Below are 21057 nucleotides of genomic sequence, written 5' to 3' on the forward strand. Positions count from 1 at the left end.
CAGGCGTGCGCATCGCCACCGCATTTGCGGGTAAACGCAGAACCCTCTGTAGGAGCGAATTCATTCGCGAAAGATTTTCCAGACGACAAAGATGCATCGCCCGACAGATTGTTCGCGAATGAATTCGCTCCTACAGGACCGTGGTTCTAGCGGGAGGCGTGGTACAGGCTCACGCGACGAAACTCCCACGGCTCGGCCAGATCCGGCAAGGTCAGCGCTTCGAGAATCCCCAGCCTTTCATACGCCGGATGCTGGAAATCCCGCACCCGCGAATCGGCCACCAGCGCCTGCTGGCCGCGGGTCAGGAATTGGTCCAGCAACGGCAGGTTGGCGCGGTCATAGAGCACGTCGGCCACCAGAATCAGGTCGAAGCGGTCGGCTTCGGCAAAGAAGTTCGCCGAATAACTCAGCGTCACGCCGTTGAGTTCAGCGTTGGCTCGGCAGGCCGCCAGCGCTATCGGATCAAGGTCGCAGGCCACCACTTCCAGCGCCCCGGCCTTCACCGCCGCAATCCCGGCAACGCCCGAGCCTGCGCCGAAATCCAGCACGCGCTTGCCTTCGACCCAATGCCGCTGCTCTGCGAGAAATCGCGCCAGCGCCAGGCCACTGGCCCAGCAGAAACTCCAGTAGGGTGGCTCCTCAAGGATGCGGCGGGTTTCTTCGGGGCTGAAGGCGCGGTCCATGTTGTCCGCGTCGATCAGCCACAACTTCAGATCGGTGCCCGGCAAGGGCTCGGCGACCAGTCGCGCATCGCCCAACAATTCGCTCAGGGCTGCTTGCAGATGAGCCGGAGGCGTCATGGCATCTTGAAGAATTGCAGTTGCCCCAGCGACTGGGTTTCAGGCTTGGCGATCAGCACCGACGGCAGATGCAGGATCAACTGCCCTGACTGGCTCGCGCGGCCACGCAGCTCGACGCGCGCGCCTTCGGGGAAAGCTTCCGGGTTGAAGCGCAACTGGAAGGGCAGCGACTGGTTATTGCCGATCAGCTTGGTGCTGCTCAACAATTTTTGCGGGCGGTTGCGATCGTCGATCACCAGCAGCGCCAATTCCACTTCCGCGCCTGCCGGCACGCCGAGCAACTGGCCGCTCAGTTCGCGCTGATAAGGCAAGAGCGGGCCCGGGCCTTCAGGCAGTTTGATCGCCTGGGGCGCAGGCTTGGCAGGTTCCGCAGGCTTGGGCGCCTCGGCGGTGCTACAGGCAGCGAGCAGGCCAAGCAGGCAAAATGCAGCGAGCTTACATAGCGTCATGAACGGCTCCAGCTAAAACGTTAAACGGGCGGAATATGCGCCAGAAGATGCAGTATCGCCGAGGGTGACGGCTTTTGCGCGTCTGTATACCGCAAAGCACCGGACTTGTCTTGCGAGCGGGATGCGCTACCATGGCCCTCCCTTTTTTTGTTGCCTGCCACCATGCACTGTCCCTTCTGCGGTGCCAACGACACCAAAGTCATCGATTCCCGTCTGGTCGCCGAGGGCGATCAGGTCCGCCGCCGCCGCGAGTGCGTGGCCTGCGGTGAGCGTTTCACCACCTTCGAAACCGCCGAACTGGTCCTGCCCCGGCTGATCAAGCAGGACGGCAGCCGCCAGCCCTTCGACGAAGAAAAACTGCGTGCCGGCATGCAGCGCGCGCTGGAAAAGCGCCCGGTCAGCGTCGAGCGGCTTGAGGCGGCACTGGCCCACATCAAGAGCAAGCTGCGGGCGACCGGCGAGCGTGAAGTCAAATCGCTGATCGTCGGCAACCTGGTGATGAGCGAGCTGCAGAAGCTCGACGAAGTGGCCTACATCCGCTTCGCATCGGTGTACCGGCGCTTCCAGGACCTCAACGAATTCCGCGAAGAAATCGACCGACTGGCCCGCGAGCCGGCTAAAGAGTGAGCATGTCCTCCACAGAGCAAAGCGTGCTCGACGCCGCCTACATGGCGCGGGCGCTGGAACTGGCGCGCAAGGGTGTGTATTCCACCCATCCCAATCCCCGGGTCGGCTGCGTGATTGTGCGTGACGGCGAGGTCGTCGGCGAAGGCTGGCACGTGCGCGCAGGCGAGCCCCATGCCGAAGTCCACGCACTGCGTCAGGCGGGCGACAAGGCCCGTGGCGCCACCGCTTACGTCACCCTGGAACCGTGCAGCCATCATGGCCGCACGCCGCCTTGCGCCGATGCGCTGGTCAATGCAGGCGTGGCGCGGGTGGTCGCCGCCATGCAGGACCCCAATCCCGATGTTGCCGGCCGCGGCCTGCTGCGCCTGATGAGCGCCGGTATCGCGGTGCAGAGCGGCGTGCTCGAAGGCGAAGCGCGGGCGCTCAACAAAGGCTTTCTCAAGCGCATGGAACACGGCCTGCCGTATGTGCAGGTGAAGCTGGCGATGAGCCTGGACGGGCGCACCGCCATGGCCAGCGGCGAAAGCCAGTGGATCACCGGGCCCGACGCGCGTTCTGCGGTGCAGCGTCTCCGGGCGCAGTCGAGCGTGGTGCTGACCGGTGCCGACACTGTGCTGGCCGACAACGCGCGCCTGACCGTCCGCCCTGACGAACTGGGCCTGAACGCCGAACTGACCGCGCTGGCAGTCAGCCGTCCGCCCTTGCGCGTGTTGATCGACGGACGCCTGCGGGTGCCGCTGGATGCGCCGTTCTTCAAGGCGGGCAACGCGCTGGTCGCGACCTGCGCTGCGGCTTCGGCCCGCGAGCGCTACAGCGAAGCGGGCCACGAATTGCTGGCACTGCCCAGCAGTGGCGGCCACGTCGACCTGCGCAAGTTGCTGGTCGAATTGGCCAGCCGCGGCGTCAACGATGTGCTGGTCGAAGCCGGTCCCAAGCTCGCTGGTGCGTTCACTCGTCTGGGGCTGGTGGATGAGTTCCAGATTTTCATCGCCGGCAAGTTCATGGGCTCCTCGGCGCGCCCGCTGCTGGACCTGCCGCTGGCGCAGATGAGCGAGTCGCTGGAACTGAAGATTGTAGAAATGCGCGCAATCGGCAATGACTGGCGAGTCATTGCAATACCTGCGCCTGGCGCGAGCGTATAATTCCGGCTTTCGCTTGCAGCGCAGGCCCCGTTCTCCTGGAGGACCCATGTTCACCGGCATCATCGAATCCATCGGCAGCATCCGCGCCATCACGCCCAAGGGCGGTGATGTTCGTGTTTACGTAGAAACCGGCAAACTCGACCTGTCCGACGTCAAGCTCGGCGACAGCATTGCCGTCAACGGCGTGTGCCTGACCGCCATTGAATTGCCCGGCGACGGCTTCTGGGCCGACGTCAGCCGCGAGACCCTGGACGTTACTGCGTTCATCGATCTGAAAACCGGCAGCCGGGTCAACCTGGAAAAAGCCCTGACCCCGACCACCCGCCTGGGCGGCCATCTGGTCAGCGGCCACGTCGACGGCGTCGGCGAAGTCCTGTCCCGCGAGGAAAACGCCCGTGCGATCCAGTTCCGCATGCGCGCCCCTCGCGAGCTTGCCAAGTACATCTCGCACAAGGGTTCGATCACCGTCGACGGCACCAGCCTGACCGTGAACGCGGTCAATGGCGCCGAGTTCGAGCTGACCATCGTCCCGCACACCCTGGCCGAGACCATCATGGGCGACTACCGCCCGGGCCGTAAGATCAACCTGGAAGTGGATCTGCTGGCGCGTTACCTGGAGCGTCTGCTGCTCGGTGACAAGGCCGCCGACCCGACGCCTGCCCAGGGCGGCAATATCACCGAAAGCTTTCTGGCCGCCAACGGCTACCTCAAATCCTGAATGAAGGGGGTGCCGCGTGGCGCTCAATAGCATCGAAGAACTGGTTGAAGACATTCGCCAAGGCAAGATGGTCATCCTCATGGATGACGAAGATCGCGAGAACGAAGGCGATCTGATCATGGCCTCCGAATGCGTCAAGCCCGAGCACATCAACTTCATGGCGCGTTACGCCCGTGGCCTGATCTGCATGCCCATGACCCGCGAGCGCTGCGAAGCGTTGAAGCTGCCGCTGATGGCGCCGCGCAACGGTTCGGGCTTCGGCACCAAGTTCACCGTTTCCATCGAAGCCGCCGAAGGCGTGACCACCGGCATTTCCGCCGCTGACCGCGCCCGAACCGTGCAGGCTGCGGCGGCCAAGGATGCCAAGGCCGAAGACATCGTCAGCCCTGGCCACATCTTCCCGTTGATGGCCCAGGCGGGCGGCACGTTGTCCCGCGCCGGCCACACCGAAGCTGCGTGCGACCTGGCGCGCATGGCCGGCTTCGAGCCGACCGGGGTGATCTGCGAAGTGATGAACGACGACGGCACCATGTCCCGTCGCGCCGAGCTGGAAGTTTTTGCCGCCGAGCACAACATCAAGATCGGCACCATTGCCGACCTGATCCATTACCGCATGATTCACGAACGTACCGTTCAGCGGATTGCCGAACAGCCGCTGGACACCGAACAGGGCCAGTTCAACCTGGTGACCTACCGTGATTCGGTCGAGGGCGACGTGCACATGGCGTTGACGCTGGGCAAGGTCTGCGCAGAAGAGCCGACCCTGGTCCGCGTGCACAACATGGACCCGCTGCGCGACCTGCTGATGGTCAAACAGCCCGGCCGCTGGAGCCTGCGGGCCGCCATGGCGGCGGTGGCCGAGGCCGGCAGCGGTGTCGTGCTGCTGCTCGGTCACCCGCTGGACGGCGATGCCGTGCTGGCCCATGTGCGGGAAACCGCAGGTGCGGCGCCAGTCAAGACACCGACCACTTACAGCACGGTCGGTGCCGGTTCGCAGATCCTTCGCGACCTGGGCGTACGCAAAATGCGCCTGATGAGTTCGCCAATGAAGTTCAACGCGATATCCGGTTTCGATCTGGAAGTTGTAGAATACGTGCCCTCCGAATAACGACCGGCAGGTCATCGCCGGTGAAGGCGCTATGCTTTCACTGCTTTTGTGCCTGCGGTCACCGATTCGTGGCCTAAAATCCTGAAAGCGCGCGCCTGATGCGCGCTTTGCTCTTTTTAATATGAGACTCAGCCGAATGACCCTGAAGACCATCGAAGGTACCTTCATCGCCCCACAAGGTCGCTACGCCCTGGTGGTTGGCCGCTTCAACAGCTTCGTCGTCGAAAGCCTGGTGAGCGGTGCCGTTGATGCCCTGGTTCGCCATGGCGTGAGCGAAAGCGACATCACCATCATCCGTGCCCCTGGCGCGTTCGAAATCCCGCTGGTCGTGCAGAAAGTCGCTCAGCGCAGCGAGTTCTCCGCGATCATCGCCCTGGGCGCCGTGATCCGTGGCGGCACTCCGCACTTCGAATACGTGGCCGGTGAATGCACCAAGGGCCTGGCCCAGGTGTCCATGGAGTTCGGCGTACCGGTCGCCTTCGGCGTGCTGACCGTCGATTCCATCGAACAGGCCATCGAGCGTTCCGGCACCAAGGCCGGCAACAAAGGCGCTGAAGCTGCCCTGTCCGCCATCGAGATGGTCAGCCTGTTGGCGCAGTTGGAGGCCAAGTGATTAACGACGATAGCGATCGCTTCAACCCACGCGATCCGCGCCCTGCGGACGCCGGCAAGCCATCGAAGAGTGAAAAGCGTCGCGCTGCCCGCCAGCTGGCGACCCAGGCCCTGTACCAGCTGCACATGGCCAGGCAATCGCTGAACGAAATCGAAGCGCAGTTCCGCGTCGACAACGATTTCAGCGACATCGACGGCGCCTACTTCCGTGAAATCCTGCACGGCGTACCGGCCAAGAAAGACCAGATCGATACAGCCTTGGCGCCGTGCCTGGACCTGACCATCGACGAGCTGGACCCGGTCGAGCTGGCGGTACTGCGTCTGTCGACGTGGGAACTGCTGGAGCGCATCGACGTGCCGTACCGCGTGGTCATCAACGAAGGTATCGAACTGGCGAAAGTCTACGGTTCGACCGACGGCCACAAGTTCGTCAACGGCGTGCTCGACAAGCTGGCTCCGCGTCTGCGTGAAGCCGAAGTCAAGGCCAACAAGCGCTGAGGCGTCTGGGCTCTCCAGAAGCTTGAGTGTTTGATGCCATGGGCGAGTTCGAACTGATCCGCAACTACTTCGCCGCTGCGCCCTGCGCGCAGCCGGGCGAAGGCGTTGCATTGGGGATTGGCGACGACTGCGCCCTGTTGTCGGTGCCGCCAGGCGAACAACTGGCGGTGTCCACCGACACGCTGGTGGCCGGGGTGCATTTCCCCGACGCCTGCGATCCTTTCCTGCTGGGCCAGCGTGCCCTGGGCGTGTCTGCCAGTGACCTGGCGGCGATGGGCGCCCGTCCTCTTGCCTTCACCCTTGCCCTGACCTTGCCGGAAGTGTCCGCTGCCTGGCTGGAAGCATTCGCCCGTGGCCTGAATCAGATGGCCCAAAGCTGCGACATGCGCCTGATCGGCGGCGACACCACCCGTGGCCCCTTGAGCCTGACCGTAACGGTCTTCGGCGCAGTGCCGGCCGCGCGTGCGCTGACCCGCAGCGGTGCCAGGGCCGGGGATTTGCTCTGTGTCGGCGCGCCATTGGGCGACGGCGCGGGCGCCTTGCCACTGGTGTTGAACCAGCGCAGCACCGAGGCGTCTACCGCAGAGGCACTGCTGGCGCGGTACTGGTCGCCACAGCCGCAGCTGGGTTTGGGCATGGCCCTGCGCGGCAAGGCCAGCGCGGCGCTGGATATCTCGGACGGGTTGCTCGCCGATTGCGGGCACATCGCACTGGCTTCAGGCGTACGCTTGCTGGTGGAACGCGAGCGTTTGCCGATGTCCGACGCGTTGCTGGCATTTTTCACACGCGAAGACGCGCAACAGGCTGCGCTGGCCGGTGGCGATGACTACGTGCTGGCCTTCACCTTGCCGCCATCAGAGCTCGATAGCCTGACTGCGGCGGGCTGGCCGGTGTTCGTCATCGGCCGGGCGGTCGAAGGGCAGGGCGTGGCGCTGATCGACGAGAACGGGCAGGACGTCACTCCGAAGACTCGGGGTTATCAACATTTTCGGGAGACACGGTGACAGATCATCCTAATCAGGTCCCGGCGGAAAACGTTCCGCCGTCGGTGTGGACCAACCCCTGGCATTTTCTGGCGTTCGGCTTCGGCTCCGGCACCTTGCCCAAGGCGCCCGGGACCTGGGGCTCGATGGTCGCCGTGCCATTCATTCCGCTGTGGCAGATGCTGCCGGACTGGGGTTACTGGCTGATGCTGGGCATCACCATGCTGTTCGGCTTCTGGCTGTGCGGCAAGGTGGCGGACGATCTACGCGTGCACGATCACGAAGGCATCGTCTGGGATGAAATGGTCGGCATGTGGATCACCCTGTGGCTGGTGCCCGAAGGCTGGGTCTGGTTGCTGGTAGGGTTCCTGGTGTTCCGCTTTTTCGACATTCTCAAGCCCTGGCCCATCCACTGGGTCGACAAGCATGTGCACGGCGGCGTCGGCATCATGCTCGACGACGTGCTGGCCGGGGTTTTTGCGTGGTTGGCGATGCAGGGTCTAGTCTGGGTGTGGGGCGTCATATAGGAAGTGGCTCATGGGGCGCATGAGTGTGAAGTGGCTGGCCGGCCTCTCGGCAGTTGTGGCCGGGTGCTGGATGATTGCCGGGCTGGTGTCGGCCCAGGGCTCGTCCGACAAGCCAAAGGACATCGTCCTGGTCAGCGAGCAGTGGAATGCCTACACCGAGGCGGACGGTAGCGGGCTGGGCTGGGACCTGATGCGCGAAGTGTTCGAGCCTGCCGGTATCAAGGTTGCCTCGCGCATTGAGCCCTACACCCGCGCCGTGGGCCTGGTGCAGCGAGGCGAGGCCGATGCCTGGGTCGGCGCCTACGAGAACGAAGTCGAAGGCACGCTTTACCCCAAGTGGCACTACGACACCGACGAAATCTACGCGTTGGGCCTGGCGTCCGACCTGGCGCCGACCCTGGCCACGCTGGGCACCTACCGGCTGGCCTGGGTGCGCGGCTACGAATTCCAGCATTACCTGCCCAATGTCGAGCACTACAATGAAGTCGCGCGGCGCGATCACATTCTGTCGATGCTCGACCATGACCGGGCCGACCTGTACATCGATGCCAAGCCCGAAATGGATTTCATCCTGCGCCAGGCCAAAGAGCCGCAGCGCTATCGCGAGACGTACCTGATCGCCATCCCGTTGTTCCTGAGCTTTGCCGACAACGAGCGGGGCCGGGCGCTACGTGACATTTTCGATGAGCGCATGGCAAAGCTGGTGCACTCCGGCAAGTTGCGGCCGATCTTCGCACGCTGGAAACAACCTTATCCGTTCGAAGCAGACGATTCTCATTTCAAGGGAAAGGCCCGGCAATGATCGAACATATTGATCTGAATGGCCGACAATTCAGCCTAAGCGTCTGTAGGACGCTGCTGTTACAATGCGGCCTAGTCAATTTCCAGCCCTCATACTGATCAGGAGCACACGGTGCCCGTCGTATTTGTCGCGGCTTCCAAGCTGCCTACCCCTTTTGCCACTTTCAAAATGAACGGCTTCCTTGAAGAGGAAACCGGTCGCGAACACGTAGTACTTAGCCTTGGTGATGTGTCAGACGGCGCCCCGGTTCTCGGTCGGGTGCATTCCGAATGCCTGACCGGCGACGCCCTGTTCAGCCAGCGTTGCGACTGTGGTTCGCAACTCGAAGCCGCCCTGCGCGCCATTGCCGCCGAAGGTCGTGGCGTGCTGCTGTACCTGCGCCAGGAAGGCCGCGGCATCGGCCTGATGAACAAGATCCGTGCCTACGAATTGCAGGACGGCGGTGCTGACACCGTCGAAGCCAACGAACGTCTGGGCTTCGCTGCCGATCAGCGCGACTACGCCATCTGCCTGCCGATGCTCGAGCATCTGGGCGTGAAATCCCTGCGCCTGATGACCAACAACCCGCGCAAGGTCAAAGCCCTGACCGACATGGGCATCAAGGTCGCCGAGCGCGTGCCGCTGCACACCGGCCAGAACCCGCACAACAAACTCTATCTGGCCACCAAGGCCGGCAAGCTCGGCCACATGATGGGCAACGAGCATCAGAGCGAGGTCGATCCCGCGTGACGCGCGGCAATGTGCGACGCCGTCTGGCGCTGGCGTGGTGGCGCCAACTGGCGCTGACGCTGGCGCCATTGCTGGTGGTCTGCCTGTTCTTCGGTGGCGGCGAAGGCCCGACCAGCCCGTCGGTGTTTGCCATGCCGCTGTTCATCGCCGGGGTGGCGTCGATGTTCCTTAGCATAAGGCCCTTCGGCGTCTACAAGCGCGGCTTGATCAGAACCCAGAAAGCCCTCGACACCCCCCAAGAGCCCGCTGCTTGGCTACGGCTGGCAGCGGACCGGCGCATGGCGTTCCTGTTCGCGGGTATCCCGGCGTGGGTCGCCGCACTGGCCGTGCTCGCTGACCTTGAGCCCGTGCCTCTGGCCTTGCTGGCGCTGTCCAGCGTGATTCTGCTGTCCCTCTACCGCATCCCCCGTCAGCTGGCCTGATGCGTCGAATTCTCGGCTGCCTGCTGCTGTTGGCCGTCTCGCAGGTCAATGCCGCCGAGCGTGTGGTCAGCCTCGCGCCCTCACTGACTGAAATCGTCACCGAACTGGATGCCGCCGATGTGCTGGTGGGTGTGCTCGACGGCGGCGAACGCCCCGCGCAGCTTACGGCGCTGCCTTCAGTGGGGCGTTACGGGCAATTGAACATGGAGCAACTGCTCAGCCTGCGGCCGGATCTTCTGCTGTTGTGGCCGGGCAGCGTCAGTGCGGCGCAGCGCGATCAACTGCAGCGGCTGAACATTCCGACCTTCACCGCCGAACCCCACACGCTGGAGCAACTGGCCGAGCAGATTGAACAGATTGGCGAGCGACTGGGCCGGGCTGAGCGCGGGCGGCAGGTGGCGAGTGAGTTTCGGCAACGGCTTGCTGATTTGAGAGCACGCTATCGACGGCAGACGCCGTTGCGCGTGTTTTATCAGGTATGGGATCAGCCGCTGTACACCGTGGGCGGCGGGCAGATCATCAGCGACGCGCTGGCCGTGTGTGGCGCGCGCAATGTGTTTGCCGACCTGACTCAGCCGGCGCCGCAGGTGAGCGTGGAGGCGGTCTTGCAGCGCGATCCTGATGTGGTGGTGGCGGGCTCGACGTCTCAGCTCGAACTGTGGAAAAGCTGGCCAACGCTCAAGGCGCGCAGGGTGGTGGTGCCGGACAAAGGCATCGAGCGGCCCAGTGGGCAGATGATCGAGGCGGTGGGGAGGTTGTGCGAGGCCCTGTCCCCAGGCTACTGAATGCTGCTTTTGATTTTGCCCGAAGGGCGTGGGAGCCGGCTTGCTGGCGAATGCGTCAGGTCAGACATTGCGGTATTGAATGACACACCGCATTCGCCAGCACGCCGGCTCCCACGCCTTCGGCAGAATCAAAAGAGGCGGCATCCACTTAGAGATCCGGCGTCCAGGTCACGCCCAGCATCCAGGTGCGGCCTTCTTCCCGATACCCGTAATTGCTGCCATCGAAGCTGTACAAGGTGCGGCTGTAACGCTTGTCGAAGGCGTTATCCAGCTTGAACTCCAGCTTCACTTCATCACTGGCCTTCCAGCTGCTGCGCAGGCCGAACAGCGCATAGCCGCCAATATTCTGGGTGTTGGCCTCGTCGTTGTAGCTGCTGCTGACCGCCTGCCAGCTGGCGCCGATGCCCAGCCGGTCGAACTGCCGATCCAGATCCAGGTTCAGCGTGCGCCGGGCGCGGCGGTTGAGGGTGTGGCCGGTGTCGCGATCCCGTGGGTCGATGATCGAGGCGCCGAGTTTGCCGGTCCAGCCGAACAATTGCTGCTCGTACGCCGCTTCAAAGCCGTTGATCCGCGCCGAGCCGATGTTCTCCGGGCGGAAGTCGGCATCCAGGGCGATGGCGTCTTCAAGATCGGTGCGATACAGCGAGGCTTCCAGCTTGCTGGTCTCGCTTAAGCGGCTGCGCCATTGCAGCTCGTAGCTTTTCGAGTGTTCGGGTTTCAGATTCGGGTTGCTGAAACCGGGGTAATACAGATCGTTGAACGTCGGCGCGCGGAAGCCTTCGCTGTAGGAAAGCAGCACGTCGTTGTCGTCATTGACCGGCACCGTCAGCGTGCCGCTCCAAGTGTTCTGGCTGCCGAACTGCTGGTTCTGGTCGTGGCGCAGGCCCAGTTCGGTGGAAAAGCCTTCGCCTTTGTAGCGATGCTGGATAAAGGCGGCGCGGTTCCAGCGGCTGTCCTCGTCGAACGTTGTGCTGCTGTTGACCCGATCCTCGTACCAGTCACCGCCAACCATCAGGCTGTTGCGCTCGTTGAGCGTCAGATCGTTCTGCCAGGTCACCGAGTCGCGATAGGTGTTGAACACATAGCGGTCGCTGCTGAGCTTGTCTGAGGTCTTCTCGCGGTTCTCGCTGTGGCCCAGTTCCAGCCGGGTTTTCCAGACGTCGTTGATCCGCGCATCGAGGTAGGTGCCCAGGCTGCTCAGCTCGAAATCGCTGTATTGCTGCTGGCCGACGCTGTTGAAGGTGACCGGGTCGAACAGGCCGAACGGGTTGTCGAATTCGGTCTTGCCGCGGTTATCCAGCGCGTTGAGGCCGACTTCCACGTCGTCATTCAGCCAGTGGCTCAGGTTCAGGCTCCAGGACGTGTTGCGGTAGGCGTCGTGGTCGGCGTCGCTGGCGAAGGACGGGCCGGTGCGGTCGATGCCGTCGGTTTCGTCGAGGCTGGTGCTGAGGTTGAAATGCGTCTGCTGATCGCCGCCCGACAGGCCCAGGCTGTTCTGCGTGGTGCCACGATTGCCCACGGCGGTGTGCAGACGCGCTTGCAGGCCCTGGTCGGCGCCGCGCCGGGTGAAGATCTGGATCACCCCGCCAATGGCATCCGCACCGTAGATGGCCGAACGCGAGCCGCGCAGCACTTCCACCCGCTCGATCTGATCGACGTTGAGAAACTGCAAGGCGCTGTCGGCGGACGTGGCATTGGCGATGCGCTGGCCATCGACCAGCACGAGGCTCTGCGCGGCCTTGGTCCCGCGAATGTAGATCCCCGGCAGGCTGCCGCGACCGCCGCTGTTGGCCACTTGTACACCCGGCACGCGGTTGAGCAGGTCGGTGACGCTGGTCGGCTGCAGGCGTTCGATGTCCTGGCGGGTGAACACGGTGTTGGCGGCGGTGCTGGCGTCCCGTTGCTCGACCTGACGATTGGCGCTGATCAGCACATCGGGCAGCTTCAGCGCGTTTTCGCGGGAGGGCAGGTCGGCGAAGGCCTGGGTGCAAGGCAGCAGGGATAGGGCGAGGGCGAGGCGGGAAAAATTCATGATACTCGGAAAACTGTCTGGCGAGCGCGGGCGCTGTGGGAGTGAGCTTGCTCACGAAGGCTGACTTTCAGGCCCTGTATCAGCAGCGAATGTGCTGGCCCTTTCGTGAGCGAGCTCACTCCCACAGGTCATCTGACGTCTCGGAAATACCGGAGTGTCAGATGATCGTGTGAGTCAGCGGCGTTTACATTTTGGCCAGACGCGCAGTGATCGACACTTCGATCCCGTCCGCATCCAGTCCGCACTCGGCGAGCATTTGCGCAGGCTTGGCGTGTTCGACGTAAACATCCGGCAAGCCCAGGTGCAGCACGGACTTGAGAATGTTTTCCCGCGCCAGGAACTCGCTGACCGCTGCGCCCGCGCCGCCCATGATGGCGTTTTCTTCGAGGGTCACCAGCAGGTCGTGGCTAGCCGCCATTTCCCGCACCAGTTGCTCGTCCAGCGGCTTGACGAAGCGCATGTCGACCACGGTCGCATCGAGCTTTTCAGCCACTTTCAGGGCATCGGCCAGTTGCACGCCGAACACCAGCATCGCCACCTTGCTGCCTTGACGGCGGACGATGCCCTTGCCGATTTCCAGCGGCGCAAGATCGTTTTCGATCACGGCGTTGGGGCCGGTGCCGCGTGGGTAGCGCACGGCGGCCGGGCCGTTGAACAGGTGGCCGGTGCTGAGCATCTTGCGCAGCTCGTTCTCGTCGCTCGGTGTCATCACCAGCATGCCGGGGATGCAGCGCAGGTACGACAGATCGAAACTACCCGCGTGGGTCGGGCCGTCTTCGCCCACCAGCCCGGCGCGGTCGATCGCGAACAGCACGTCGAGGTTCTGCACCGCGACGTCATGAATCAGCTGGTCGTAACCGCGCTGCAGGAAGGTGGAGTAGATCGCCACCACCGGCTTGCTGCCTTCGCAGGCCATGCCTGCGGCCAGCGTCACTGCGTGCTGCTCGGCAATCGCGACGTCGAAGTAGCGGTCTGGGAAGCGTTCGCTGAACGCCACAAGGTCCGAGCCTTCCTTCATCGCCGGGGTGATGCCTACCAGCCGTTCGTCGGCCTGGGCCATGTCGCACAGCCACTGGCCGAACACGCCGGAGTATTTCGGGCCGCTGGCCTTTTTCGGTGCGGCGGCGGGGGCGTTGACCGGGTCGAGCTTGGTGATCGCGTGATAGCCGATCGGGTCCACCTCGGCCGGTGCGAAGCCCTTGCCCTTCTTGGTCACCACGTGCAGGAACTGCGGGCCCTTGAGGTCGCGCATGTTGCGCAGGGTAGCGATCAGCGTCGGCAGGTCGTGGCCGTCGATGGGGCCGATGTAGTTCCAGCCCAGTTCTTCGAACAGCGTGCCGGGCACCAGCATGCCTTTGGCGTATTCCTCGGTGCGCCGGGCGATTTCCCAGGCACCGGGCAGGCGCGACAGCACTTTCTTGCTGCCTTCGCGCATGCTCGCGTAGGTGCGGCTGGAAAGAATCTTCGCCAGATAGTTCGACAACCCGCCAACGTTGCGCGAAATCGACATGTCGTTGTCGTTGAGGATCACCAGCATGTCGGCGTTGACTTCCGGGGCGTGGTTCAACGCCTCGAACGCCATGCCGGCGGTCAGCGCGCCGTCGCCGATCACGGCGATGGCCTTGCGGTCCTTGCCGTGCAGGCGGTTGGCGATGGCCATGCCCAGGGCGGCGCTGATCGAGGTGCTGGAGTGACCGACGCCAAAGGTGTCGTACTCGCTCTCGCTGCGGCGCGGGAACGCGGCCACACCGCCTTTCTGGCGCAGGGTGGACATCTGTTCGCGACGACCGGTGAGGATCTTGTGCGGATACGCCTGATGGCCGACGTCCCAGACCAGCCGGTCGTCGGGCGTATCGAAGACGTAGTGCAGGGCAACGGTCAGTTCGATGACGCCTAGGCCGGCACCGAAATGTCCGCCGGTCTGGCCAACGGTATAGAGCAGCTCCAGGCGCAGTTCGTCAGCCAGGGCTTCGAGCTCGGCTTCACCTAACCGGCGCAGGCCGTCCGGCGTCGCTGCCTTGTCGAGCAGTGGCGTGGACGGGCGCTCGCGGGGAATCTCTTTGAACGTCGTGGGCATCAGGCGAATCGTTATAAGTAAAAGACGCGGCAGTTTACCTGATGCATCGCAAGCTGCCCACGCGCGACAGCGATGCAATGCTCTGGCGTGTCAGTTGCGGCGTTCGACGATATACCGCGCCAGCGCACGCAAAGGCTCTGCCGCCGCGTCGAACGGTCGCAGGGCCACCAGGGCCTGGTCGCGCAGCTCCAGTGCGTAATGCTTGGCTTCTGCAAGGCCCAGTAGCGCCGGGTAGGTCGGTTTATCCCGTGCGATGTCGGCGCCCTGGCGTTTGCCCAGTGTCGCGGTATCGCTTTCGACGTCGAGAATGTCGTCCTGCACCTGAAACGCCAGACCAATGGCACGGGCGTAGATCTGCAGGGCGTCGAGCTGGGTCTGGCTGGCGTGGCCGCTGGCCAGGGCGCCGAGCCTGACGCTGGCTTCGATCAGCGCGCCGGTCTTGTGCCGGTGCATGAACTCCAGCGCGGTCTGGTCCAGTTTCAGGCCCACCGAACCCAGATCGATGGCCTGCCCGCCAACCATGCCCGCAGGGCCAGCGGCGTGGGCGAGGGTGGTGACCATCTTCAGGCGGGTTTCGGCATCTTGTGGCGTGAGTTTGCTGTCGCTGAGCACGCTGAAGGCCATGGTTTGCAGGCCGTCACCGGCGAGGATCGCGCAGGCTTCGTCGAAGGCTTTGTGGGTGGTCGGCAGACCGCGACGCAGATCGTCGTCGTCCATGGCCGGCAAATCGTCGTGCACCAGCGAATAGGCGTGGATCAGCTCGACCGCGCAGGCCGCGCCGTTGGCCTGTTCGGCATTGCCGCCCAGCGCTTCGCAGGCGGCGTAGACCAGCAGTGGGCGCACGCGCTTGCCGCCGTTGGTGACGCTGTAGCGCATGGCTTCGTAAAGACGGGCCAGTTCGGGAGCCGGAGGCGTGAACAACAGGTCCAGCGCCGCATTGACGCGGGCCTGACTGCTGGCCTGATATTCGGCGATCATTCCGGCTGTTCCGCGTCGAAGGGCTCTTCGGCCAGCTCGCCATCGCGTTCGAGCAGCACCTGCACCTTCTGCTCGGCCTGGGCCAGCGCGCTCTGGCACTCGCGGGTCAGGCGGATGCCCTGTTCAAAGGCCGTCAACGAATCTTCCAGTGACAGCTCGCCATTCTCCAGACGCTCGACCAGCGTTTGCAGATCCGTGAGGGACTGTTCGAAATCCAGTGCAGCTTTCTTGCGGGCCATGGCGGCTATCCCGGTAGACGTTAAACCGGCGCGACACTAGCAGAGCGAGGGCATTGGGGCAAATGAGAGGTGCCGGATGGGGCCCTGTTTCAAGGTCCGGCACTGATCAAAATTGTGGGAGCCGGCTTGCTGGCGAATGCGGTGGATCATTCACTATTGCAGTGTCTGACCTGACGTATTCGCCAGCAAGCCGGCTCCCACAAGGAAGCGTGCGTGCTGCTCCGGCCGGCGGTCAGATCAATTGTCCTGCGCACACCCTTGGGCGATGGTGCGGTAGTCGACCGCCTGAGTCTGGCCCATCGAATCCAGGTAAGTCAGGCGCGCCTTGACGATACCGCACGAGGAAGAACCTTCGTTGACCGACACCACCTTGGCGATGTCCAGGTGGTCGCCGTACATGTAGCTGTGTGCCTTGACGTTGTCGGCGGCGTTGGCGGCAACTGCGCCCAGGCTCAGGACGGCAAACAGGGAAGCGAGGCTGAGGTTTTTCCAGTTCATGAGGTATCTCCTTGCGTTGAGTGGGTGACCGTTTTGAGACGCTGTGTGCTGTCTCGATGGGTCCCATTTAACGCCTCTCACGTATACCGGATGTGTCTTTGAATCGGCATAAAAGCAACGCTGCGTATCAGCGGCGGGCGCAGATACACAGCGATACATTTCCCTCTGGATTGCGTCATCCTCCACGTTCGATGGGGTTGATGAATCGCCCCGCCGGCAAGCCGTGCTGCTACGGTTCCGAGGTGTGACACAAATCTTTGCGACACCGACTCCCGACGTAGCAGCAGGGCTTGCCCGCGGGAGCGATCTTGCAGGCGACGAATTACAGGTGAGTAAACACTGCCTCAGCCGGCAGACGCGACTTCGGCAACTTGGCGTTGAAGTCGGTTTCGCTGCGGTAGCCCAGCGCGACCAGCACCAGGCTGGTGAGGCCTTGCTCGCGCAGGCCCAGTTCGGCGTCGAGTTTCTTGAAGTCGAAACCTTCCATCGGCGTGGCATCCAGGCCCAGCGACGCGGCGCCCAGCAGCAGGGTGCCCAGCGCCAGGTAAGTCTGTTTCTCCATCCAGTGCTGGACGTCTTTCAGGTCGTACTTGTGCATGTCCACATAACCACGGCGGATGCCGTCCTGGCCGGCACGGGCCTCTGGGTTGTGGAAGCGGCCGTCGCGGTCTTCCTGAGCCAGCACCGCCTGCAGATGCGCCTCGGTCATGTCGGTGCGGGTGCACAGCACGATCACGTGGGAAGCATTGAGGATCTTGGCTTCGTTGTAGGCGAAAGCGCCTTCGGCACCCTTGGCCACGCGGGCCTTGCCTTGCGCGTCGGAGGCGACGATGAAGTGCCATGGCTGCGAGTTGACCGACGACGGGCTGTGGCGCAACTGGTCGAGCAGGGTGTCGATGGTTGCCTGATCGATCTTGCGCTCGGCATCGAAAGCCTTGGTGGTGTAGCGGGATTTGGCCAGTGCGGTCAGTTGCATGGGGATTCTCCGGAAAAAGGTGGCGATTCTGGCCTGCCGCAGCAGGCCATTCAATGATGCAAAGGGCTCAGAAACCTTCGAGGACAATCTTGCCGGTGGCCTTGCCGCTTTCGATCACCGCATGGGCGCGGCGCAGGTTGGCGGCGTTGATGGTGCCGAAGTGCTCGCCCAGCGTGGTTTTCAGCACGCCCTGATCGATCAGCTCCGCCACGCGGTCGAGCAGATGATGCTGGGCGATCATGTCCGGGGTTTCATACAGCGAACGGGTGAACATCAGCTCCCAGTGCAGCGACAGCGCCTTGCGCTTCATCGGTACGACATCGAGGGTTTTCGGGTCGTCGATCAGCGCCAGCTGGCCCTGTGGGCGCAAGGCGTCGATCAGTTGCGGGAAGTAGCTGTCGGTGTGGGTCAGGCTGGCGACGTGGCTGACCTGGCCGACGCCGATAGCTTCCAGTTGCTCGACCAGTGGCTGGCTGTGGTCGATCACATGGTGTGCGCCCAGGCTTTTGACCCAGTCGCGGGTCTGATCGCGGGAGGCGGTGCCGATCACCGTCAGCTTGGTCAGCTGGCGAGCCAGTTGCACCAGAATCGAACCGACCCCGCCGCCGGCGCCGATGATCAACAGGCTGTCGCCTTCGCCGCCACCTTGAGCCACGCCGAGGCGGTCGAACAGCAGCTCCCAGGCGGTAATGGACGTCAGCGGCAGCGCGGCGGCGTGGGCGTTGTCGATGGACTTGGGCTTGTGGCCGACGATGCGCTCGTCCACCACATGAAACTCGCTGTAGTTGCCGGGGCGGGCGATGGAGCCGGCGTAGTAGACCTCGTCGCCGGCCTTGAACAACGTGACCTCGCTGCCGGTTTCGCGAATCACGCCGACCGCATCCCAACCCACGACTTTCGGGGCGGTGGCCGCCGAGCCTGCGCGAATCTTGGTGTCCACGGGGTTCACCGAGATCGCCCGGACTTCCACCAGCAAGTCCCGTGGGCCGGGCGTGGGCTTGGGCAGATCCATGTCGATCAGAGCCTGTGGATCTTCGATGGGCAGGCCGTGCTGGGTAAAGGCGATGGCTTTCATGGGCGTTCTCTCTTGAAGGCTGTTCTGAAGTTGAGGTCATTCTGGTCTTCTCTGCGAACAGGAAAAACCGGCACAATCCGTCAACACTTTCACTTTTGGAGTGAAGATGATTCGAATCGACGACCTCGCCTTGTTCGTGCGCACCGCGGCGCTGGGCAGCTTTTCCAACGCCGCCCGGGAGGTGGATCTATTGCCGGGGCAAGTGGCGGCGGCGATCAAGCGCCTGGAGCGCGAGCTGGACATCCGCCTGTTCGCCCGCTCGACCCGCAGCCTGCGCCTGACCGCCGAGGGCGAGCAGTACCTGCCCACCGCTCACAGCGTGCTGGACGCACTCAAGGAAGGCCGGGAAAAACTGCGCCGCGGGAGCGCCGAACTGCAAGGCACGTTGCAGGTGGCTATGCCCTCCGACCTTGGGCGCAATGTGCTGCTGGACTGGATGACCGCGTTTCGCCGTCAGCATCCGGCGCTCAATTTGCGTCTGTTCGTGTCCGATCAGATGGCCAACCTGTTTCGTGACCCGGTGGACGTGGCCATCCGCAGCGGCGTGATCGAAGACGCCAACTACATTGCAAGACCCCTGGCGCCGTGGAATCGGCGGGTGCTGGTGGCTTCGCCCGAGTATCTGGCGCGCCACGGCAGGCCGCAGACCTCGGACGATCTGCTGCGCCATGACTGCCTGCTGTACATCCTCAGTGGCCGGCCCTATGACAAGTGGCCGGTGGGCGGGCGCGTGTTCACGGTGTCCGGGCCGCTGCTCACCGACGACGCCGATCTGGTGCGGCGCTGGGCCGTGGCGGGCGAGGGCGTGGCGTACAAATCCTGGGTGGACGTGCGCGAGGATGTGCTGGCCGGGCGGCTGGAATTGCTGCTGTCGGATTACGCCGGCGAGCCTGCGCCGGTGAATCTGGTGTACCCGCATCGCCAGCAGTTTTCCCCGGCGGTTCAACAGCTGCATTCAACGCTCAAGAGCCGCTTTGCCGAGTTGGAAAAAGGGTTGCCGACGTTGTTGTGACGCGACCCTTGTGGGAGTGAGCTTGCTCACGAAGCGATCGATCATTCGACATCTGCATTGGCTGCCATACCGCTTCGCGAGCAAGCTCGCTCCCACAGGATTGTGCATTGTCAGCCATCGCCATCCGCGATGGCAGGCTCGCCAATGCCTGATATACGCCCCCGCCGCGCACTCCTACCATCGCTTTCATCTTCAGTGAGGTGAGAGGAAAGCCCTGTGAAAAACTTCCGGATCGGCCAGATCGTCCCCAGCTCCAACACCACCATGGAAACCGAAATTCCGGCGATGCTGACGTCGCGTTATTCGCTGTTTCCCGAAGAACGTTTCACCTTCCATTCCTCGCGCATGCGCATGATGCACGTCAGCCCAGAAGAGCTGAAAAAGATGGACATCGACAGCGACCGCTGCGCTCTGGAACTGAGCGATGCGCGGGTGGATGTCATGGCCTACGCCTGTCTGGTGGCGATCATGTGCCAGGGCGCGGGCTATCACAAAGTCTCCCAGGAGCGACTGGGTAAAACCGTGGCCGGCAACAAATCCAGCGCGCCGGTGCTGAGCTCGGCCGGTGCCTTGATCGACAGTCTGAATATGCTCGCCTACAAGAAGATTTCCATCATCACCCCGTACATGAAGCCACTGACGCAACAGGTGATCGACTACATCGAAGCGGCCGGTATCGAGGTGGTCGACTCGATCAGCCTGGAAGTTTCCGACAACCTTGAAGTCGGTCGTCTGGACCCGATGAATCTGGTGGCCCACGCCGACAAGTTAAACATCGGACAAGCCGATGGCGTGGTGCTGTCGTGCTGCGTGCAGATGCCGTCGCTGCCTGCGATCCAGGTCGTACAGGATCGCCTCGACAAGCCGGTGCTGTCGGCGTCGGTCGCCACCGTTTACCAGATGCTCAAGACCCTGGGCCTCAAAGCGCAAGTGCCTAACGCCGGGCATCTGTTGTCCGGGGCGTTCTGAGTCGGTGAATGACGAGGTACTATGGCGGCCACTCAGGCCAGCACGCCCGGTACCTCATATGAAGCTCGATCCTGTTTCGCTGCGCCTGTTCGTCAGCGTCGTCGAAGAAGGCACCATCGCCGCCGCCGCCAAACGCGAACACATTGCGGCGGCGGCGGTGAGCAAGCGGCTCAGCGAACTCGAAGAGCTGCTCGACTCACGCTTGCTCAACCGCACCAACAAAGGCATCACGCCCACTGATGCCGGGCTGTCGCTGCTGTTCATGGCGCGCAGCGCGCTGAACAACCTCAACGAAATCGTCGTGCAGATGCGCGACTACTCCCACGGGCGGCGCGGTTCGGTGCAAGTGCTGGCGAACATTTCGGCCATCACGCAATTCATGCCGCAGTTGATCAAATCCTTCATGGCGCAGTACCCGTTGATCAACGTCGGGCTGGAAGAACAGCAGAGCCTGGCGATCACCAAGGCGGTGGCGGAAAACCGCGCCGACATCGGTATTTTCACCCGGCTGCCCCATGGCGCCGACATCGAAGTCTTCCCGTTTCGCACCGACCAACTGGTGTTGCTGGTGCCCAAGGGGCATCCGCTAGCGGGGCGCGAATCGGTCGGTTTCAGCGAGACGCTGGACCACGAATACGTCACGCTGCGCAGCGGCACGCACCTGAATTTCCAGCTGATCAAGGCGGCCAACGACATTGGCCGCTCGCTGAAAATCCGCATGGAGGTGTCGAGCTACGACGCCTTGTGCCTGATGGTTCAGGCGGGCGTCGGGATCGGCATCATGCCCCGGGGCAGCGTCGAGATTTACCGCCTGAACGACGCCGTTGCCGTGCCCTTGACCGACGACTGGGCCCGACGCGAGCTGAGTGTTTGCGTCCGCTCGCGGGAAGGATTATCGATGGCGGCGGGGTTGTTTCTCGATCATTTGCTTGATCAGGGGTGAACTCCAATCCCGTAGCAGTCCGGCTTGCCGGCGGCAGCGGCCTCAAGATCGCTGCC

General features: G+C 63.3%; 24 protein-coding genes. 15 read left to right on the plus strand and 9 right to left on the minus strand.

The genetic code is table 11. The features are described 5' to 3' along the window. Window positions 1-146: 146 nt before the first annotated feature. Window positions 147-800: a class I SAM-dependent methyltransferase gene (locus AC1MEK_RS25235; RefSeq protein WP_480398967.1), complete on the minus strand. Its 654-nt coding sequence runs from the start codon at window positions 798-800 to the stop codon at window positions 147-149. Beyond that, window positions 797-1249 (minus strand): hypothetical protein, encoded by a 453-nt coding sequence (locus AC1MEK_RS25240; protein WP_480398968.1) that lies wholly within the window; start codon window positions 1247-1249, stop codon window positions 797-799. The genes AC1MEK_RS25235 and AC1MEK_RS25240 overlap by 4 nt, the downstream gene beginning before the upstream one ends. 162 nt (window positions 1250-1411) lie before the next feature. Here AC1MEK_RS25240 and nrdR point away from each other — a divergent pair, with 162 nt between their 5' ends. From nrdR to AC1MEK_RS25300, 12 genes are all read left to right on the plus strand, one after another. Further along, a complete protein-coding gene (nrdR, locus tag AC1MEK_RS25245; RefSeq protein ID WP_480398969.1) occupies window positions 1412-1876 on the plus strand; it encodes a transcriptional regulator NrdR in 465 nt (154 codons plus the stop codon). 2 nt (window positions 1877-1878) lie between these two features. Further along, the gene (gene ribD, locus AC1MEK_RS25250) at window positions 1879-3018 is read left to right on the plus strand and encodes a bifunctional diaminohydroxyphosphoribosylaminopyrimidine deaminase/5-amino-6-(5-phosphoribosylamino)uracil reductase RibD (RefSeq protein ID WP_480398970.1); all 1140 of its coding nucleotides are present in this window, start codon (window positions 1879-1881) and stop codon (window positions 3016-3018) included. 46 nt (window positions 3019-3064) lie between these two features. Beyond that, entirely contained in the window at window positions 3065-3736 is a 672-nt protein-coding gene (locus AC1MEK_RS25255; protein WP_480398971.1) for a riboflavin synthase, read from the plus strand. A 16-nt stretch (window positions 3737-3752) separates the two neighbouring features. Beyond that, window positions 3753-4844 carry a bifunctional 3,4-dihydroxy-2-butanone-4-phosphate synthase/GTP cyclohydrolase II gene (gene ribBA / locus AC1MEK_RS25260; protein ID WP_480398972.1) on the plus strand — a complete coding sequence of 364 codons (1092 nt, stop codon included), beginning with the start codon at window positions 3753-3755 and terminating at the stop codon, window positions 4842-4844. A 136-nt stretch (window positions 4845-4980) separates the two neighbouring features. After that, window positions 4981-5457, plus strand: a complete 477-nt coding sequence (gene ribH, locus AC1MEK_RS25265; protein ID WP_074756916.1) for a 6,7-dimethyl-8-ribityllumazine synthase — start codon at window positions 4981-4983, stop codon at window positions 5455-5457. Next, window positions 5454-5954, plus strand: coding sequence for a transcription antitermination factor NusB (gene nusB, locus AC1MEK_RS25270; RefSeq protein ID WP_480398973.1), 501 nt, complete (start codon window positions 5454-5456; stop codon window positions 5952-5954). The genes ribH and nusB overlap by 4 nt, the downstream gene beginning before the upstream one ends. A gap of 38 nt (window positions 5955-5992) precedes the next feature. Continuing rightward, window positions 5993-6958 carry a thiamine-phosphate kinase gene (gene thiL / locus AC1MEK_RS25275; RefSeq protein ID WP_480399038.1) on the plus strand — a complete coding sequence of 322 codons (966 nt, stop codon included), beginning with the start codon at window positions 5993-5995 and terminating at the stop codon, window positions 6956-6958. Continuing rightward, window positions 6955-7464 carry a phosphatidylglycerophosphatase A family protein gene (locus AC1MEK_RS25280; RefSeq protein WP_108239527.1) on the plus strand — a complete coding sequence of 170 codons (510 nt, stop codon included), beginning with the start codon at window positions 6955-6957 and terminating at the stop codon, window positions 7462-7464. Before thiL ends, AC1MEK_RS25280 begins: the two co-directional genes overlap by 4 nt. A 19-nt stretch (window positions 7465-7483) precedes the next feature. Then, on the plus strand, window positions 7484-8266 hold the full coding sequence (locus AC1MEK_RS25285; protein WP_480399039.1) for an ABC transporter substrate-binding protein: 783 nt from the start codon (window positions 7484-7486) through the stop codon (window positions 8264-8266). Window positions 8267-8377: 111 nt separating this feature from the next. Beyond that, a complete protein-coding gene (gene ribA, locus AC1MEK_RS25290) occupies window positions 8378-8995 on the plus strand; it encodes a GTP cyclohydrolase II (protein WP_480398974.1) in 618 nt (205 codons plus the stop codon). After that, window positions 8992-9417, plus strand: a complete 426-nt coding sequence (locus tag AC1MEK_RS25295; RefSeq protein ID WP_480398975.1) for an MFS transporter — start codon at window positions 8992-8994, stop codon at window positions 9415-9417. The genes ribA and AC1MEK_RS25295 overlap by 4 nt, the downstream gene beginning before the upstream one ends. Then, on the plus strand, window positions 9417-10202 hold the full coding sequence (locus tag AC1MEK_RS25300) for a cobalamin-binding protein (protein WP_480398976.1): 786 nt from the start codon (window positions 9417-9419) through the stop codon (window positions 10200-10202). The genes AC1MEK_RS25295 and AC1MEK_RS25300 overlap by 1 nt, the downstream gene beginning before the upstream one ends. 148 nt (window positions 10203-10350) lie before the next feature. Here the strand turns inward: AC1MEK_RS25300 and AC1MEK_RS25305 are convergent, their stop codons facing one another. The 7 genes from AC1MEK_RS25305 to AC1MEK_RS25335 all read right to left on the minus strand — a co-directional run bounded on the left by AC1MEK_RS25305 (window position 10351) and on the right by AC1MEK_RS25335 (window position 18077). Next, the gene (locus AC1MEK_RS25305; RefSeq protein ID WP_480398977.1) at window positions 10351-12234 is read right to left on the minus strand and encodes a TonB-dependent receptor domain-containing protein; all 1884 of its coding nucleotides are present in this window, start codon (window positions 12232-12234) and stop codon (window positions 10351-10353) included. Window positions 12235-12418: 184 nt separating this feature from the next. Then, window positions 12419-14311, minus strand: coding sequence for a 1-deoxy-D-xylulose-5-phosphate synthase (gene dxs / locus AC1MEK_RS25310; RefSeq protein WP_480398978.1), 1893 nt, complete (start codon window positions 14309-14311; stop codon window positions 12419-12421). A 90-nt stretch (window positions 14312-14401) separates the two neighbouring features. Beyond that, window positions 14402-15289 (minus strand): (2E,6E)-farnesyl diphosphate synthase, encoded by an 888-nt coding sequence (ispA, locus tag AC1MEK_RS25315; RefSeq protein WP_480398979.1) that lies wholly within the window; start codon window positions 15287-15289, stop codon window positions 14402-14404. Next, entirely contained in the window at window positions 15286-15528 is a 243-nt protein-coding gene (locus AC1MEK_RS25320) for an exodeoxyribonuclease VII small subunit (RefSeq protein ID WP_062384761.1), read from the minus strand. Before AC1MEK_RS25320 ends, ispA begins: the two co-directional genes overlap by 4 nt. A 237-nt stretch (window positions 15529-15765) precedes the next feature. Next, window positions 15766-16026: a DUF2790 domain-containing protein gene (locus AC1MEK_RS25325; protein WP_480398980.1), complete on the minus strand. Its 261-nt coding sequence runs from the start codon at window positions 16024-16026 to the stop codon at window positions 15766-15768. A 322-nt stretch (window positions 16027-16348) separates the two neighbouring features. Beyond that, window positions 16349-17002: an oxygen-insensitive NAD(P)H nitroreductase gene (gene nfsB, locus AC1MEK_RS25330; protein ID WP_480398981.1), complete on the minus strand. Its 654-nt coding sequence runs from the start codon at window positions 17000-17002 to the stop codon at window positions 16349-16351. A 67-nt stretch (window positions 17003-17069) separates the two neighbouring features. Then, the gene (locus AC1MEK_RS25335) at window positions 17070-18077 is read right to left on the minus strand and encodes a zinc-binding alcohol dehydrogenase family protein (RefSeq protein WP_480398982.1); all 1008 of its coding nucleotides are present in this window, start codon (window positions 18075-18077) and stop codon (window positions 17070-17072) included. A gap of 106 nt (window positions 18078-18183) precedes the next feature. Between AC1MEK_RS25335 and AC1MEK_RS25340 the strand changes: the two genes are divergently transcribed. From AC1MEK_RS25340 to AC1MEK_RS25350, 3 genes are all read left to right on the plus strand, one after another. Then, window positions 18184-19089, plus strand: coding sequence for a LysR family transcriptional regulator (locus AC1MEK_RS25340; protein WP_480398983.1), 906 nt, complete (start codon window positions 18184-18186; stop codon window positions 19087-19089). Window positions 19090-19305: 216 nt separating this feature from the next. Next, entirely contained in the window at window positions 19306-20058 is a 753-nt protein-coding gene (locus AC1MEK_RS25345) for a maleate cis-trans isomerase family protein (RefSeq protein WP_480398984.1), read from the plus strand. Window positions 20059-20116: 58 nt separating this feature from the next. Next, window positions 20117-21001 carry a LysR family transcriptional regulator gene (locus tag AC1MEK_RS25350; protein ID WP_480398985.1) on the plus strand — a complete coding sequence of 295 codons (885 nt, stop codon included), beginning with the start codon at window positions 20117-20119 and terminating at the stop codon, window positions 20999-21001. The last annotated feature ends 56 nt before the right edge of the window (window positions 21002-21057 follow it).

The organism is Pseudomonas sp. 2, from assembly GCF_056627435.1.